Origin of the sequence: Klebsiella huaxiensis (genome assembly GCF_003261575.2) — a bacterium.
Lineage (GTDB): Bacteria > Pseudomonadota > Gammaproteobacteria > Enterobacterales > Enterobacteriaceae > Klebsiella > Klebsiella huaxiensis.
This window is the reverse complement of sequence record NZ_CP036176.1, coordinates 87,531-103,408: the sequence shown is the minus strand read 5'-3', so window position 1 is coordinate 103,408 and position 15,878 is coordinate 87,531. Positions and strand designations below refer to the sequence as shown.

Sequence of the window (15,878 nt, the reverse complement as noted above, 5' to 3'; positions counted from 1 at the left end):
GAACGCCCTGATTTATATGGGCTGGCTGTTGTCCAAAACAGACTATACTTCAAAAGGGACGAATTTGTATGTCACGACGCCATATTTTCACCGAACGGCAGCGAGCAGCGCTGTTCGATCTGCCCACGGACGAACTGTCGCTACTGAAGTTCTACACGCTGGGCGATGATGACCTGGAAAACATTAGGCAGCGCCGCAGACCGGAAAACAGGATTGGCTTTGCCCTGCAACTTTGTGCCTTACGATATCCGGGCCGTGCACTGGCTCCTGGTGAGATGATCCCGCGTGAAGTCCTTTCCTTCGTCGGTGCTCAGCTTGGAGTTCCGGCTGATGCGCTTCTCACTTATGCCACACGGCGCCAAACCCGTCAGCAGCACATGGACACGCTGCGCGAAATTTACGGCTACAAGACCTTCACGGGCCGTGGTGCCCGTGATCTGCGGGAGTGGACTTTCGGCCAGGCCGAAGATGCCAGATCAAACGAGGATCTTGCTCATCGTTTTATTGTGCGGTGTCGGGAAACTTCCACCATTCTGCCCGCAGTATCGACAATCGAGCGCTTGTGCGCGGATGCTCTGGTCGCCGCTGAGCGGCGGATTGAAACGCGGATTGCAGAAAATTTAACAGCGGATGTTCGCGATCACCTGGACAAACTTCTGAGTGAAATGCTCGCCGGCAATATCAGTCGTTTCATCTGGCTTCGCAACTTCGAGGTTGGTAACAACTCGGCTGCTGCTAACCGTTTGCTCGACAGGCTCGAATTTCTGCGTACCCTGAATATCAATCATAGTGCTTTGGCCAGCATACCTGCCCATCGCATTGCCCGGCTGCGTCGGCAGGGTGAACGCTACTTCACCGACGGTTTGCGTGACATCACTTCGGACCGCCGCTGGGCGATCCTTGCCGTCTGTGTTGTGGAGTGGGAAGCGGCGATTGCTGATGCCATAGTCGAAACCCATGACAGGATCGTAGGAAAAACCTGGCGGGAAGCGAAGCGCCAGCATGACGAAACAATTTCCGGCTCTAAAGCCACACTCACGGATACGATCCGTACCTTCACCGCGCTGGGAGCTTCGTTGCTTGAGGCCCGCAGTGACGGAACCCCGCTGGAGATGGCTGTCGCCAGTTCGGTTGCATGGGACCGGCTCGCTCAACTGGTAGCGACAGGGACTCAACTCAGCAACACGCTAGCCGATGAGCCTCTTGCATATGTCGGGCAGGGATACCATCGCTTTCGTCGTTATGCGCCCCGCATGTTGCGCTGTCTGAAGCTCGAAGCCGCGCCGGTCGCCGGACCATTGGTAGCAGCAGCTTTGTCGATCGGAGAGATGAAAGGTGTTGCATCGCCAGAAAGACGTTTCCTGCGGCCCAGCTCCAAATGGAACCGTCATTTACGAGCTCAGGAAAAAGGAGATACCCGTCTTTGGGAAGTGGCGGTACTCTTTCACCTCCGGGATGCTTTTCGTTCCGGAGATGTCTGGCTCGCTCATTCGCGCCGCTATGGTGACCTCAAGCAGGTACTGGTGCCGATGATCGCGGCGCAGGAAAATGCAAAACTGGCCGTGCCTTCCAACCCACAGGATTGGCTGGCAGACAGAAAGGCGCGACTCACGATCGCTCTTAAGCGGCTGGCCCGGGCTGCCCGTAACGGCACTATTCCGCACGGTAGCATAGAAGATGGAACGTTGCGGATCGACAGGTTGACAGCAGACGTGCCGGATGGTGCCGAGGCACTCATACTGGATCTGTATCGCCGAATGCCGTCCGTTCGGATTACCGACATGCTGCTTGAAGTTGATGCAGCCCTTGGTTTCACAGATGCGTTTACCCATCTGAGAACCGGGGCTCCATGTCGCGACCGGATCGGTCTGCTCAACGTCCTGCTCGCTGAAGGGCTCAATCTGGGCCTGCGTAAGATGGCGGAAGCTACAAACACGCATGATTACTGGCAGCTCTCACGCCTTGCCCGCTGGCATGTTGAAAGCGAAGCCATGAACCAGGCATTGGCAATTGTGGTGGCCGCGCAGGGTAAACTGCCGATGTCACGCGTCTGGGGGATGGGCACGTCAGCATCGAGCGATGGTCAGTTTTTCCCGACAGCGCGGCATGGCGAAGCCATGAACATGGTCAATGCCAAATATGGTTCTGTTCCCGGCCTCAAAGCGTATACTCACGTAAGCGACCAGTTCGCGCCATTCGCTTGTCAGTCGATCCCGGCGACCGTGAGCGAGGCACCGTATATTCTCGATGGACTACTGATGAACGAGGTCGGTCGCCATGTTCGCGAACAGTATGCCGATACAGCAGGATTCACCGACCATTTGTTCGGAGCCAGTAGCCTGCTCGGCTACAATCTCGTTCTGCGAATCAGGGATCTGCCATCGAAGCGGTTGTACGTATTTAATCCCGATACGACCCCCAGGGAGTTACGCAAGTTGGTAGGTGGAAAAGCCCGGGAGGATCTTATCGTTGCGAACTGGCCTGATATTTTCCGTTGTGCCGCGACGATGACCGCTGGCAAAATCAGGCCCAGCCAACTCCTGCGCAAGCTCGCTTCTTACCCACGACAAAACAACCTTGCAGTTGCGCTTCGTGAAGTTGGTCGTATTGAACGGACCCTTTTCATTATTGAGTGGATCCTGGATACGGACATGCAGCGACGTGCTCAGATCGGTCTTAACAAGGGAGAGGCCCACCATGCGCTCAAAAATGCGCTCCGTATCGGGAGGCAGGGGGAAATTCGCGATCGCACGACAGAGGGGCAGCACTACCGAATCGCTGGGCTCAATTTATTGACTGCGGTGATCATTTACTGGAATACCGTCCATCTTGGTCATGCCGTCACGGAGCGGCGGAACGAAGGGTTGGATGTTCCCCCTGAATTTCTTCCCCACATATCCCCATTGGGCTGGGCGCACATTCTACTGACTGGCGAATATCTTTGGCCCAAGGAACCGAAAGCTTAGGGTGTCATTTCGCCCTCAGCCGGAACCGACCCCTTCGTCGTACTAACTATCACTCTGACAACATTTTTCTGCGCCAACAGAAAAAATGTATTTTACATTAAATTAATGTGCGTGCTCGCTGCCTATAAGGACATGTAGTATCTTTGTTCAAGTATTCAGTTATATGCTTGAGGAGGCAGAGATGTCACAGGTCGTAAACGCAGTTACTTCCTCATCGAAACGTTCTTACCGAAAAGGAAATCCGGTATCCCCAAAAGACCGCCAGAAGGCATCTTTGGCCAGACGTAGCGATACACATAAGTCGATACACGCATTGATCATGATTCCATTGAAAGAGAAACTCGCTCAATTCGCGGCAGAGGAAGGAATAACCCAGGCACAAATGATTGAAAAATTAATTGAACGTGAAGCCATACGCCGTGAGAAATAAGCGTAAAAATTCACGTTCTTGATTCATCAGGCTATGAGTGCTAGATTACTGATCGTTTAGAGATTCTTGGCTGGCCACGCCGTAAGGTGGCAGGGAGCTGGTTCTGTAGAAAGGTTTTTTCCGGAACCAGAAAGCAAAAACCCCGATAATCTCTCAATTCTTGGCGGAGTCGAAGATTACCGGGGCCCTTAACTAAACTGCATAGAAGCTGTTGCTCTATGCAGGGAGTATAGATTCATGCTCAGAAAAGTTCAATACCTTCTGTGCGCGCTCCTTCCACGCAACATAAGCGCAGGAAGCGGTGACTGACCAGGATGCCAAAGATTCATTCCATTACGTTCAGGTAAAAAATGCCGAACCGCGTTTTTTAGCGCGTGAAGGTAAAAAGACACTGCCGTTTTGTCGTAAGCTGATGGCCAAAGCCGAAGGCTTCACCTCTACTTTTGATTTTTCAATCCATGTTGCCTTTGCCCGCTCACTGGGTATGCGCCGGCGTATGCCTCCGGTTCTGCGCCGGCGTGCGATTGATGCGCTTCTCCAGGCAATGTGCTTTCATTATGATCCGCTGGCCAATCGCGTTCAGCGCTCGATTACCAATATGGCCATCGAGTGCGGACTGGCCACGGAATCCGCCAGTGCCAACCTGTCTATCTCGCGGGCGACCCGCGCGCTGCGGTTTATGTCTGAGCTGGGTTTGATCACCTATACAACGGAATATGACCCGCAGATCGGCTGCAACATCCCGACGGATATGACGTTCACGCCGGCTCTTTTCCAGGCTCTGGATGTGTCAGATGTGGCTGTCGTGGCCGCACGTCGTAGCCGCGTGGAGTGGGAAAACAAACAACGCAAGAAACAAAGCCTGCCGCAACTGGGGATGGATGAACTGATCGCCAAATCCTGGCGATTTGTACGCGAGCGTTTTCGCAGCTATCAGGCTGAGCGTAAATCTCATGGCCAGAAGCGGGCGACCGCCCGGCGGGATGCCTCGCGCCAGCGTAAGGACATCGAGACGCGTGTTCGTCAGCAATTGACCCGGGAATTTTCTACCGGCCGCTTTAGAGGCGATCATGACGCGCTGAAGCGCGAGGTTGAGCGCCGCGTGACGGAACGGATGCTGATGTCCCGGGGCAATAACTATACCCGCCTGGCGCCGTACCCCGACCCCATATAACCCTCCTGTTTTTGTTATCCGGCTGGCGCCGGAGACTTTCGCACGTCTGTCTCCCGGGCGCGGCTGATTTCTGCCCACTTTTATGATGGCCACACCGGTCAGCGTCAAATTATCCAGCGTCGAGGATGAAATTTCCGGCTCAGGATGCCGGCTTTTGGGGCGGATTTTACTTATCCCCATTTAAGTGCAAGGGAACTATTCATAAGGCTACCACCGACAGGCTTTCAGGCTGCCTGTCGTAGAGGGGTACAGACCGCATGGTTCCCTTTAAATACCTGCTCTGTACCTCTTTTAAAGATCTGAATCTCTTTCGTCTCAAGGACCAACCTGTTCGTCGTCTGTCCTGTGGACAGTCTCAATAAGGCCTTCGCTAACAGCGGTCGCAAGCGTCCGCGTCGCTCAGATCCAAAAGTACCTCCCGCCGGCAAGCGGCGGGCATATAGCCAGCGCATGCATTAGTTACATCATTCAATGAACCCCTTTTTTAAAAACACGGGCGCCGTTCTGCCACCCCGAGCCCCTCCCCACCACTGAAAAGCGCCGCCGCCCCCGGCCGAAGGCCGGGAGTAGTGTCGCTTTTAATGATGGGTGTTGTAACTATTGCCTGGTCATCGCTGTGAGTAGTGCTGCGGTGAGGTCCGGGGTACACGCTCGTTATAGGGCTTTAGGGCAGCTAACTCAGAGATACGCCCGACTGCGGCTCTCGCCTTGTCGGGACCACTCCGACCGCGTAGAAAAGCATCGGAGACATTTTTAGCGAGTGTGGCCTTGCATCTACCCTGTTAAGTTCCCTGGTGTCGCTGAAGTTTTTTATGAACATCCCCCTAAGCGTCAGCAGCAAGCTGCCGCCGCCAAGGCCCCGGAAATCTCGCCCTTTACGTCGTAAACGCCGTAAAGCCCGCTCACCGGGGTTAAAAGGGATTACCTTAACTTCTTCATTGCTGATAGCGGGTTAAGGCTAACCAAGGCAGGGGGCAGACAGGCAGAATTTGTGAACCAGTCGCCGGCTACACCGGGCTTTCGGCGCCATTTGACTCCACAGATACATGCAGTTTCATCTGGCGCCTCCATGCCGCTGACGCGGCATCCGGAAGTTTCCCAATGCTGTAGGCTTTAACGTCTGCGTTGTGCCAAAAGCAGACGCTGGTAATTCGTGCCTAATATACTTCACTTAACGTATATCCCAGCTTTGATACAAATTATGCAAATTAAATGCCCCAGGAAGCGGCAGGCTGAGTAACTATATAGGATGATTTGTATCGGCACTCATTACACCATGCGTTCCGATTAACGCCGCATAGCCAGTTGAACTTTGCTACTCTGTGAGAGGTAGTGCCTTCTATCCAGTGCGGATTTAATTAATGGAATAAATGATTATGAGTGAAAATGATACAATCCCAAAGAAGTCTACAAGCCAGATTAACAAAGCGGTATTCTTTACATCTGCTTTGCTAATTTTCCTTCTTGTCGCCTTTGCCGTCGTATTCCCGGATGTCGCCGACAAAAATTTTAAACTACTTCAGCAACAAATCTTCACGAATGCCAGCTGGTTCTACATCCTTGCTGTCGCCCTGATTTTACTGAGTGTCACGTTCCTTGGACTCTCACGCTACGGTGATATCAAGCTGGGCCCGGACCATGCGCAGCCTGATTTCAGCTACCACTCCTGGTTTGCGATGCTTTTTTCTGCAGGGATGGGGATCGGCCTGATGTTCTTTGGTGTTGCCGAACCTGTAATGCATTATCTTTCGCCACCCGTTGGCACTCCAGAAACCGTTGCGGCAGCCAAGGAAGCAATGCGTCTGACCTTCTTCCACTGGGGACTGCACGCATGGGCAATTTATGCCATTGTGGCGCTGATTCTAGCGTTCTTCAGTTACCGTCACGGTCTGCCTTTAACTCTGCGCTCCGCACTCTATCCCATTATTGGCGATCGCATATACGGGCCTGTAGGCCATGCGGTTGATATTTTCGCTGTTATAGGCACGGTCTTTGGCGTCGCGACATCGCTGGGTTACGGTGTTTTGCAGGTGAATGCCGGTTTGAACCATCTTTTCGGGGTGCCCATCAATGAAACGGTGCAGGTCATTCTGATCGTGGTCATCACGGGGTTAGCGACAATTTCAGTGGTGTCCGGCCTGGATAAGGGAATACGTATCCTGTCTGAGCTTAATCTGGGTTTGGCGTTGTTGCTCCTGGCGCTGGTCATGTGTCTGGGACCAACCGTGCTTCTGCTGAAGTCATTTGTGGAAAATACGGGCGGTTATCTTTCGGAACTGGTGAGTAAAACGTTCAACCTTTACGCGTATGAGCCTAAGTCGAGCAACTGGCTGGGGGGCTGGACATTACTGTATTGGGGATGGTGGCTTTCATGGTCGCCGTTTGTGGGGATGTTCATCGCACGGGTCTCCCGCGGGCGAACCATTCGCGAGTTTGTCACCGGCGTGCTGTTTGTGCCCGCGGGTTTTACGCTAATGTGGATGACTGTGTTTGGTAACAGCGCGATCTATCTCATTATGAACCAGGGGGCCACAGACCTCGCCAACACTGTTCAGCAGGATGTGGCGCTGGCCCTGTTTAATTTCCTGGAGCATTTCCCGTTCTCTTCCGTGCTGTCATTCATTGCAATGGCGATGGTCATCGTCTTCTTTGTAACGTCTGCTGATTCGGGGGCAATGGTTGTGGATACTCTGGCATCAGGTGGAGTGGCAAACACACCGGTCTGGCAGCGAATATTCTGGGCTTCGCTCATGGGCATTGTTGCAATTGCGCTTCTCCTTGCCGGAGGGCTAAGTGCGCTGCAAACAGTGACAATAGCGAGTGCTTTGCCCTTCTCAGTGATCTTACTGGTATCCATATACGGACTTTTAAAAGCTTTGCGCCGGGATTTGACCAAGCGTGAAAGCCTGAGCATGGCGACAATTGCTCCTACGGCTGCACGTAACCCCATTCCCTGGCAGAGAAGGTTACGCAATATCGCGTATCTACCGAAGCGATCTCTTGTGAAACGTTTTATGGACGACGTGATCCAGCCCGCCATGACACTGGTTCAGGAAGAACTGAACAAGCAGGGGACGATGAGCCACATTAGTGACGCAGTCGACGATCGTATTCGTCTTGAAGTCGATTTGGGTAACGAGCTGAATTTTATATATGAAGTGAGGCTTCGCGGGTATAGCTCACCGACCTTCGCGCTCGCCGCGATGGATAATGATGAGCAGCAGACTGAACAACATAGATATTATCGCGCTGAGGTTTATCTCAAAGAAGGCGGTCAAAATTATGATGTGATGGGCTGGAACCAGGAACAACTGATTAATGACATACTGGACCAGTACGAAAAACACCTGCACTTCCTGCACCTGGTTCGTTAATAGCAACATGCCGTCCCGGGGGCGGCAATTATTTATCCCGGCCGCAATATGAGGAATGCAGAATGATTTCACGCTGGAAATGGATTCTGAAGCAGACATTTAAAAAGCTATGGTTCAGGGCAACGTTATTCGCAATTGTCGCGATAATAACGGCCCTTTTATCAATTCTTTTTAAATCAATGATACCTGAGTCGGTTTCCGTGAAGGTTGGTGCGGAAGCAGTCGATAACATTCTGAACATACTGGCATCGAGTATGCTGGCAGTGACCACATTTTCGCTGAGTATCATGGTCACAGCCTACGGTTCAGCCACTACTAATGTGACTCCCAGAGCTACGCGTTTAGTTGTTGAAGACGTAACCACACAAAATGTACTGGCCACCTTCATCGGTTCTTTTCTCTTCAGTCTGGTAGGGATTATTGCCCTCAATATGGGAGCTTATGGAGAAAGGGGGAGAGTCATTTTATTCATTGTCACACTGGTTGTCATTGCCTTAATCCTCATCACATTGCTTCGCTGGATACAGCATTTGACTTCTCTGGGGAGGGTAGGTGAGACAACGGCAAAAGTAGAACAGGCGGCCATCGAAACATTTATTGCGAGAGCAAGAAATCCCTGTCTCGGTGGATATCCATGGCTTGAGAACAATGAACAGCCGAAAGGAACGGTTGCAGTTTATCCGAAGAAGATTGGTTATGTTGAATATATTGATATGGTGAAACTTAGCAAGCTGCTGACCAATGATCCCCGTCATGTATACCTCGTGGCGCAGCCAGGCAGTTTCATACATCCGTCCATGCCAGTTTTGTACCTGAGTCAAGGCCAGCAGTCATCAATCAGCACCGATTTACTTGAGACGATTATTGTCTCGGATGTACGTTCATTTGCTCAGGATCCCCGATTTTGTCTTAGCGTCATGGCCGAAATAGCCTGCCGGGCCCTTTCCCCCGCAGTGAACGATCCTGGAACCGCCATTGATGTCATTGGCAGAGGTGTTCGTATACTTTCCGCTTACGCGCAGAATAAATCTGATGAAATAGAAGTGAAATATCCTTCAGTTCATGTTGCACCACTTCAGAATAACGATCTACTGGAAGACTTTTTCTCACCTGTCGCGCGCGATGGTGCCAGTATGAGGGAGATTCAGATAAGAGTCCTTAAAGGACTGTCTATGCTGAGTAAGGGTTGGCCTGGGATATTTTCTGAGGCCGCGCATAATTTAGCATTTGAAACATTAGAGCATGCAACTCGTGCTGACCATATAGATTCTGACAAATATCTAATAAAATCAATTTATTATAATTTATTTAGTGGCGAAGATTCTAATAAAAAACCATAGTTGCGGAGCAAGCGATTCGGTTGTTGGCAAGTCAAGGGCAAAGCATTAGCGTGAGAATGGGCGTCTGCTTTGTGCCATATGCGGACGCTGAACCTGTGAAGATTATCTGGCGCTATGGTCTTATAAACTTATCTTCCGTTTTTTCCCGACCGGGAAATGCCAGCTCAGCTTTACACCAAGTGTGCATAGTGCGATCAGCATCATACCTGTCATCTGAATGACCCCAGGTTGATGGCCATAAAACACCCAGTCAACAATGATAGCAACCACTGGATAGATAAATGTCAGCACGCCAATTACCGGGGTGGTTAACTTTGGGTAAGCTGAATACATCAGCACGTAGGCGACACCTGTGTGCAGTACACCTATACCAATTAACCACCCCCACGAATCAGAAGGAACTGAACGCAAGGAGTCGGTAAAGGGCGCCAGCAGAATAATTCCAGTTATCGTCTGGCATAATGTGGTAATTTCAGGTCGTTGCTGTCCCAGTCCTTTCCCCACTACTGTTGATATCGCGTACAGCAAGGCTGCAAACAGAGTAAGCGCGACTCCCAAAACCCAGTGAATATTAATGTCACCGGAGGGGGCAATAAGTCCACTGGCCAAAATGACACCTGTAAATGCCCCTGACATCCACAGGACCTGGTTAAGCGAAATCAGCTCCCTGAGAAACACCGCGCTAATCAGTACAACAAAGAAAGGTTGTATGTGGTAGACAATAGTTGTTGTGCCTATGGAGGTTAGTGTGAATCCGGCAAAAAAAGCTATCCAGCTAAGCACCATACAGGCCCCTGCGAGAGAGGCATAAGTAAGACGCTTCAGGGAAAGAGAGCTGTCCGATAGATAACCCCTGGTGACGCACCATAAACCAAGAAAGAGAGTGCCAAAAACACAGCGCCAGAACACTATCGAAACAGGCGAAAGTCCGGACTCCACGGCAAAAGCACCAACCGTTCCTATCATCGCCATTCCGACAGCAAGTTTAACCGCAGGTAGCTGCTTGTAAGACATTTCCTATCCCTTCCCGGGCTCTAAAATGAACAATGACACAACTATATTTTTGGTGGATAAATTAAGCCAGTGAATAGATTTGATAACCTCTATTCGTTATTCTAATAGCACTATGGCTAATCTTTTAGATATTGACCTGCTACGTGCTTTTGTTGCTGTTGTCGAAACGGGCAGTTTTTCCCGTGCGGGCGAACGTATCGGGAGAAGCCAGTCTGCTGTAAGTATGCAGATCAAGCGTCTTGAACAGTCCATCGGTAAGCGCCTTTTAGGGGTCAGTTTGGATATCGAAAATTATTGTACGTTAAGCTCATTTTTTAATCATTTCTGGTTTTTTTGGAAACGTAATATTCTGGATGTTAAGACGGTCATGCGGGGACATTGAACACAGATAATCATGTCCAGGTACGAACGTCCCATATAGAGTGTGAGCATTGATCGTGCTGTATTTTCGTTTATAGTAGATAGATTCTGTATCATACAGAGCACGTGGTCAGCACTAAAGTACATTACGCTGACTTATTCTGTTCACTGAGGGCTGAGTACCTGCTTTCAAGGATTTATCTGCTGATCATGCGCATTACGCCACCCTGAGTTTTCCCTTCCTCCGCCGTACTGAGCGAGCCTCAGAACGCACGTAATAACATCCCGTCTGCGGATGTGTTTTATCGTATTTGAAACTTATGTCCTCCGGGGCTAACTACATCTAAAAACTGAGAAATTACTATGTTGCTGTCCTCGACGCGTAAGGACTGGCTGGGTAACGTCCGTGGTGACGTGCTGGCTGGTATTGTTGTCGCGCTCGCACTCATTCCAGAAGCGATCGCCTTTTCCATTATTGCCGGTGTTGACCCTCAGGTGGGGCTTTACTCCGCTTTCTGTATCCCGCTGATTATGGCCTTCTTTGGTGGTCGCCCGGCGATGATATCTTCATCAACGGGGGCAATGGCGCTCCTGATGGTGACCCTGGTGAAGGATCATGGACTACAGTACTTACTGGCTGCCTCCGTACTGACCGGCGTATTCCAGCTGATAGCCGGTTATCTTAAACTCGGCGGGCTCATGCGCTACGTCTCACGCTCCGTGGTGACCGGATTCGTTAATGCACTCGCGATCCTGATTTTCATGGCGCAGTTACCTGAGCTCACCAATGTGACCTGGCATGTTTATGCTATGACGGCAGTAGGGCTCGCCATTATCTACCTCTTCCCGTATCTGAATAAAACAATCCCCTCACCCCTTGTCTGTATCGTGGTGCTTACGGCGATTGCCATATGGCTGCATCTGGACGTGCGTACGGTCGGGGATATGGGCAAACTGCCTGACAGTCTGCCGGTCTTCCTGGTGCCGGATATCCCGCTGAATCTTGATACGCTCCTGATTATTCTCCCTTACTCCGCAGGCCTCGCCATTGTAGGGTTACTGGAATCAATGATGACAGCCACGATTGTGGACGATATGACGGATACCCCCAGTGATAAAAACAGGGAATGCAAGGCTCAGGGCATCGCTAATATCTGCACCTCATTTGTCGGGGGAATGGCGGGCTGTGCAATGATTGGTCAGTCTGTTATCAACGTGAAATCCGGCGGTCGGGGCCGTCTGTCCACCCTCACTGCCGGTGTGGTCCTGCTGTGTATGGTAGTCTTTCTCAGGGACCTGGTCTCGCAAATCCCTATGGCCGCGCTTGTCGCCGTAATGATCATGGTTTCGATTGGTACCTTTTCATGGCGTTCAGTTACCGACCTTAAAAGCCATCCCATTTCTACCAGCGTGGTGATGCTGGCAACAGTGGTGGTGGTGGTGGCCACTCATAATCTGGCATTCGGGGTACTGACCGGTGTGCTTATCGCTTCCCTGAATTTTGCCACTAAAGTGGCGCGTTTTCTGGCTGTCTCTTCAGAACTCAGGGAAGAGTCCCGGCTCTATAAGGTCACCGGGCAGGTGTTCTTTGCCTCCGCCGACCGCTTTATGGCGTATTTTGATTTTCGCGAAGCTGCAGAGAAAGTTGTCATTGATGTTACGCATGCCCATTTCTGGGATATCACGTCGGTCAGCGCACTGGATAAGGTGGTTATTAAATTCCGCAGAGAAGGAACAGACGTTGAGATCCGCGGGATGAACGAAGCAACCCGTACTATCGTTGATCGCTTTGGTGTTCACGATAAACCCGAAGAAATCGAAAAACTGATGGGAGGTCATTAATGTCAGGAATTAATGCTATGGACAACACCGTTATTGCCTGCGTGGATGGATCGTCATCAACACGCGCCGTGTGTGAGTATGCAGCCTGGATTGCCGGGAAGCTTGACGTTCCTCTTGCCCTGCTGCATGTGCTTGAAAAAAATGAACAACCGGCAGTTTCTGACCTTACGGGGGCTATCGGTATTGACAGCCGGGAGCAACTGACGCAGGACCTTGTCCGAATAGAAGGGGAGCGTAACCGCCTGCTGATGACTCAGGGACGCGCCATTCTTGCCGGATGCGCGGAACTGCTCAGCCAGATCGGTATCCCGGATGTTCAGCAACTTCAGAAACATGGCGCACTGGATATCATCCTGGCTGACCTGAAGGGTATTCGTATGATGGTGCTCGGTCGCCGGGGAGCACAGAACCCGGTTGGCAGCAATCTGGAGAGCATTATCCGCCTGCAGAAAAAGCCGGTAATGATTGTACCTGAAACTTTTTCTGTACCTTCAAGAGTCATGTTTGCGTTTGATGGCAGTGAGGAAAGCCGGAGAAACCTGCGTCGACTGACGCTCAGCCCTCTGCTGCAGAGCCTGGAATGTCATATCGTAATGGTTAACGGCGATGCTCATACCCTCGAAGAGGCAAAGCGTAGTCTGCAGTGCGCTGGCATCAGTGCGATATCCCGGTTAGCTGAAGGACGCTCGGTAACGGAGGCGCTTTGTCGTTACGCCGCAGACAACGGCGTGGATTTGATTGTCATGGGGGCATATGGGCACTCTTCCCTGCGTCGTTTTTTCATCGGCAGTAACACAACTGCGATGCTCGAACAGACCAGAGTCCCGCTGTTAATGCTCAGATAAGTCGGAACCCGGAGGAAACTCCGGGAAAACTTAATTCCAGACTGGCATTAAAACCCTGAGTCGGGAAGAAAAGGCGACATTATGAAGAAAATCCTTATGATTGATGAAGTTCTTGCGCTTGCCCGGCTTAGCCAGGTTGCATTTGATAAACCCATAAAATATATGGATGACACGGATGCTGAACTCATCGCTCGTTTTAAAAAAACCATCACACCAGAACTTATTGAGCAGATGTGTCTCAGAATACTTGAGCTTGAAGCGAAGTTTCAGACTTTAAACGAATAAGCGTCAGGAATATGATAACTAAAGGCTGAACAGGGACTGCAGTAAGACGGCCAGCGGTCAGAGAGCAAAAAACGGACCTGAACTGACTGTGATAAGTGAGATATCAGAGTGTAAACTTTACCTGCTGTGGCGGAGCTCCGCGACAGAGATGAAGGTATACCTTCATCTCTGGGTCTGAACTTTTCATTAAAAAAGGGGCTGCCGGGAGTCCTCTACAGAGATCAGAGCTTGATATTTCAGGCAATGAACGAACAGGAATTATTTCCCTGCCTGCAGGTCAGAGCCAGCTTTCGATAATGTCTCTTGATGGTATTCCTCCAGTATGTACAACGATGTTATCAACGACAACCGCCGGGGTCGCCATCACTTTGTGTTTCATTATTTCAGACAGTGACTCCACTTTTTCAAGCTGAATAGCGACGCCTCTCTCATCAGCCACCTGCTGGATAAGGCGGATGGTTGTTTTACAACCGGAACAGCCTGTACCCAGTACTTTTACATGCTTCATTTTATAATCCTCTTCAGGGAATTAACGGGAATACAACGTTAAAAATCCAGCCAACCAGTGTGAAAGAGGTCAACAACAGCAACAGCAGGGTGCACAGTAATTGCCACTTCATCACCTGTTTGAGCAGAATGAACTCAGGAAAGCTGGCAGCCACAGTGCTCATGCAAAAAGCCAGAGTTGTCCCCACTGGCAGGCCGTTCGTGATCAGACTCTCCATCACAGGGATCACACCGGTAGCATTGGAATAGAGAGGTATGCCAACCAGCACAGCTACAGGGACAGTCCACCACTGACCGGCACCGAGATGCGACGCGATCCATCCGTCGGGCACAAATCCATGCAATGCCGCACCAAGTCCTACTCCGAGAATGACCCAGAGCCAGACACGCTTAAAAATGGTGAGAGTTTCCTCTTTAGCAAAGGCATGTCGCTTTGAGAGAGGCATATGCGGTGCCATGGTAGATTGTCGGATCTCATCAGTTTGATGTTGCTGCCCGTCTCTGAGGGCATCGGCGGCAAAATCGGCTAACCAGCGTTCGGCCTTAATCCGATCAAGAAAAGCACCGCCAGCCATACCAACAGCCATTCCGACAGCAATATAAATGAGCGTGAACTTCCATCCGAGCAGGCTGACCAGAAGCAGGACGGCGACTTCATTGATAAGGGGGGATGTGATGAGAAAGGCCATGGTAATCCCGAGGGGGATACCAGCCGAAGTAAACCCCAGAAATACCGGGATACTTGAGCAGGAACAGAACGGAGTAACGGCGCCAAAGCAGGAGCCCAGTAAATACCCCATTCCACGGTGCTTACCTGCAAGATAGTTTCTTACCCTCTCAATATCCAGCGAGGCCCGTAGTATGGCCACAAAGTAGATCATGACCAGCAAGAGAACGAAAATTTTGCTCACGTCTTCGACAAAAAAGTGGATCGCCTCCCCGAGTTTGGTTGCAGGACTCAGACTAAGGCATTCATAGACCAGCCAGGTGGCAAAATCAGTGAAAATCTGGAACATAACGGACAGGCCTCACGACGGTTGTTTTTCGGGAAGACGCTGTTTGACAGAAAAGGATGCAGTTTTTTTCGATTTATTTCATTTGCTGAGAAATGTTATTGAACAGGATTTCACTGCAATAGCTTATCGGTAACCCCAGAAGGGGAAACAGATTCTTCACTTGGGAGTGAAACAACATACCCGACCATACTCATCCAGTCTGATCTGGCAATTGCTGGAAAGTTTCCTATGCAGCCTATCCCTCGCCCGGGATAAACGCGATTTGGTTGCCGCAAGTGTCAGACCATTTCGGTCTGCAAACTCAGCCTGTTTCATCCCCTCAAGATCACAGAGCGTAAGGATAATCCGATCAGACTCTGCCATTTTATCCAGGATGCGGGGCAGACAACCAGCCAGTGAGTCGACAGTTTCAGGCGTATTATCCGGCAATGATAAATCATCGTGGAGAGGCATAAATGGACGCTGCTGGCGGCTTTTATCAATAAGCAGATGCCGGGCAACCTCAAACAGCCAGGCTCTGGCATTCACGATGGCACAGAATTTCCCATGTTGTCGTATTGCCCGGAGAAAGGTTTCCTGTATCAGATCATCAGCATCAGCCTCATTACCCACTTGTCTGAGTAACCAGCAAAGAAGTTCGTGTTCATGCTTCTTCCACGCCTTCATAAGGCAAGGCGGCGTGCCGTTCAGTTGCTCCATTTATGACTCTCTCGTTAAATACACCG

14 protein-coding genes are annotated in these 15,878 nt (G+C 50.8%); 10 read left to right on the top strand and 4 right to left on the bottom strand.

Annotated elements, in window-relative coordinates:
- Nucleotides 1-68: 68 nt before the first annotated feature.
- The 6 genes from DA718_RS30145 to DA718_RS30120 all read left to right on the top strand — a co-directional run bounded on the left by DA718_RS30145 (nucleotide 69) and on the right by DA718_RS30120 (nucleotide 9,284).
- On the top strand, nucleotides 69-2,966 hold the full coding sequence (locus DA718_RS30145) for a Tn3-like element Tn5403 family transposase (RefSeq protein ID WP_001553819.1): 2,898 nt from the start codon (nucleotides 69-71) through the stop codon (nucleotides 2,964-2,966).
- Between the two features lie 181 nt (nucleotides 2,967-3,147).
- Entirely contained in the window at nucleotides 3,148-3,396 is a 249-nt protein-coding gene (gene repA, locus DA718_RS30140) for a replication regulatory protein RepA (RefSeq protein ID WP_064349660.1), read from the top strand.
- A 237-nt stretch (nucleotides 3,397-3,633) separates the two neighbouring features.
- Nucleotides 3,634-3,705 (top strand): RepA leader peptide Tap, encoded by a 72-nt coding sequence (gene tap / locus DA718_RS31005; RefSeq protein ID WP_077266322.1) that lies wholly within the window; start codon nucleotides 3,634-3,636, stop codon nucleotides 3,703-3,705.
- Nucleotides 3,698-4,570 carry an incFII family plasmid replication initiator RepA gene (gene repA, locus DA718_RS30130; RefSeq protein ID WP_064349658.1) on the top strand — a complete coding sequence of 291 codons (873 nt, stop codon included), beginning with the start codon at nucleotides 3,698-3,700 and terminating at the stop codon, nucleotides 4,568-4,570. Before tap ends, repA (DA718_RS30130) begins: the two co-directional genes overlap by 8 nt.
- 1,376 nt (nucleotides 4,571-5,946) lie before the next feature.
- Nucleotides 5,947-7,944, top strand: coding sequence for a BCCT family transporter (locus tag DA718_RS30125; protein WP_130624425.1), 1,998 nt, complete (start codon nucleotides 5,947-5,949; stop codon nucleotides 7,942-7,944).
- A gap of 62 nt (nucleotides 7,945-8,006) precedes the next feature.
- Nucleotides 8,007-9,284, top strand: coding sequence for a DUF2254 domain-containing protein (locus tag DA718_RS30120; RefSeq protein ID WP_112217307.1), 1,278 nt, complete (start codon nucleotides 8,007-8,009; stop codon nucleotides 9,282-9,284).
- Nucleotides 9,285-9,404: 120 nt separating this feature from the next.
- Here the strand turns inward: DA718_RS30120 and DA718_RS30115 are convergent, their stop codons facing one another.
- Nucleotides 9,405-10,298, bottom strand: coding sequence for a DMT family transporter (locus DA718_RS30115; RefSeq protein ID WP_112217308.1), 894 nt, complete (start codon nucleotides 10,296-10,298; stop codon nucleotides 9,405-9,407).
- A gap of 112 nt (nucleotides 10,299-10,410) precedes the next feature.
- Between DA718_RS30115 and DA718_RS31130 the strand changes: the two genes are divergently transcribed.
- The 4 genes from DA718_RS31130 to DA718_RS30095 all read left to right on the top strand — a co-directional run bounded on the left by DA718_RS31130 (nucleotide 10,411) and on the right by DA718_RS30095 (nucleotide 13,630).
- Entirely contained in the window at nucleotides 10,411-10,680 is a 270-nt protein-coding gene (locus tag DA718_RS31130) for a LysR family transcriptional regulator (protein WP_112217309.1), read from the top strand.
- A gap of 341 nt (nucleotides 10,681-11,021) precedes the next feature.
- Nucleotides 11,022-12,500 carry a SulP family inorganic anion transporter gene (locus DA718_RS30105; protein ID WP_046499366.1) on the top strand — a complete coding sequence of 493 codons (1,479 nt, stop codon included), beginning with the start codon at nucleotides 11,022-11,024 and terminating at the stop codon, nucleotides 12,498-12,500.
- A gap of 17 nt (nucleotides 12,501-12,517) precedes the next feature.
- Complete coding sequence (locus DA718_RS30100; RefSeq protein WP_021314635.1) at nucleotides 12,518-13,345, top strand: universal stress protein; 828 nt, start codon at nucleotides 12,518-12,520, stop codon at nucleotides 13,343-13,345.
- 81 nt (nucleotides 13,346-13,426) lie between these two features.
- The gene (locus DA718_RS30095; RefSeq protein WP_021314636.1) at nucleotides 13,427-13,630 is read left to right on the top strand and encodes a hypothetical protein; all 204 of its coding nucleotides are present in this window, start codon (nucleotides 13,427-13,429) and stop codon (nucleotides 13,628-13,630) included.
- A gap of 277 nt (nucleotides 13,631-13,907) precedes the next feature.
- Here the strand turns inward: DA718_RS30095 and DA718_RS30090 are convergent, their stop codons facing one another.
- The 3 genes from DA718_RS30090 to DA718_RS30080 form a co-directional block, all read right to left on the bottom strand.
- Nucleotides 13,908-14,138: a thioredoxin family protein gene (locus DA718_RS30090; protein WP_021314637.1), complete on the bottom strand. Its 231-nt coding sequence runs from the start codon at nucleotides 14,136-14,138 to the stop codon at nucleotides 13,908-13,910.
- Between the two features lie 13 nt (nucleotides 14,139-14,151).
- Nucleotides 14,152-15,153: a permease gene (locus DA718_RS30085; protein WP_032951239.1), complete on the bottom strand. Its 1,002-nt coding sequence runs from the start codon at nucleotides 15,151-15,153 to the stop codon at nucleotides 14,152-14,154.
- 156 nt (nucleotides 15,154-15,309) lie between these two features.
- Nucleotides 15,310-15,852 carry a sigma-70 family RNA polymerase sigma factor gene (locus DA718_RS30080; protein WP_047935035.1) on the bottom strand — a complete coding sequence of 181 codons (543 nt, stop codon included), beginning with the start codon at nucleotides 15,850-15,852 and terminating at the stop codon, nucleotides 15,310-15,312.
- Between the last annotated feature and the right edge of the window lie 26 nt (nucleotides 15,853-15,878).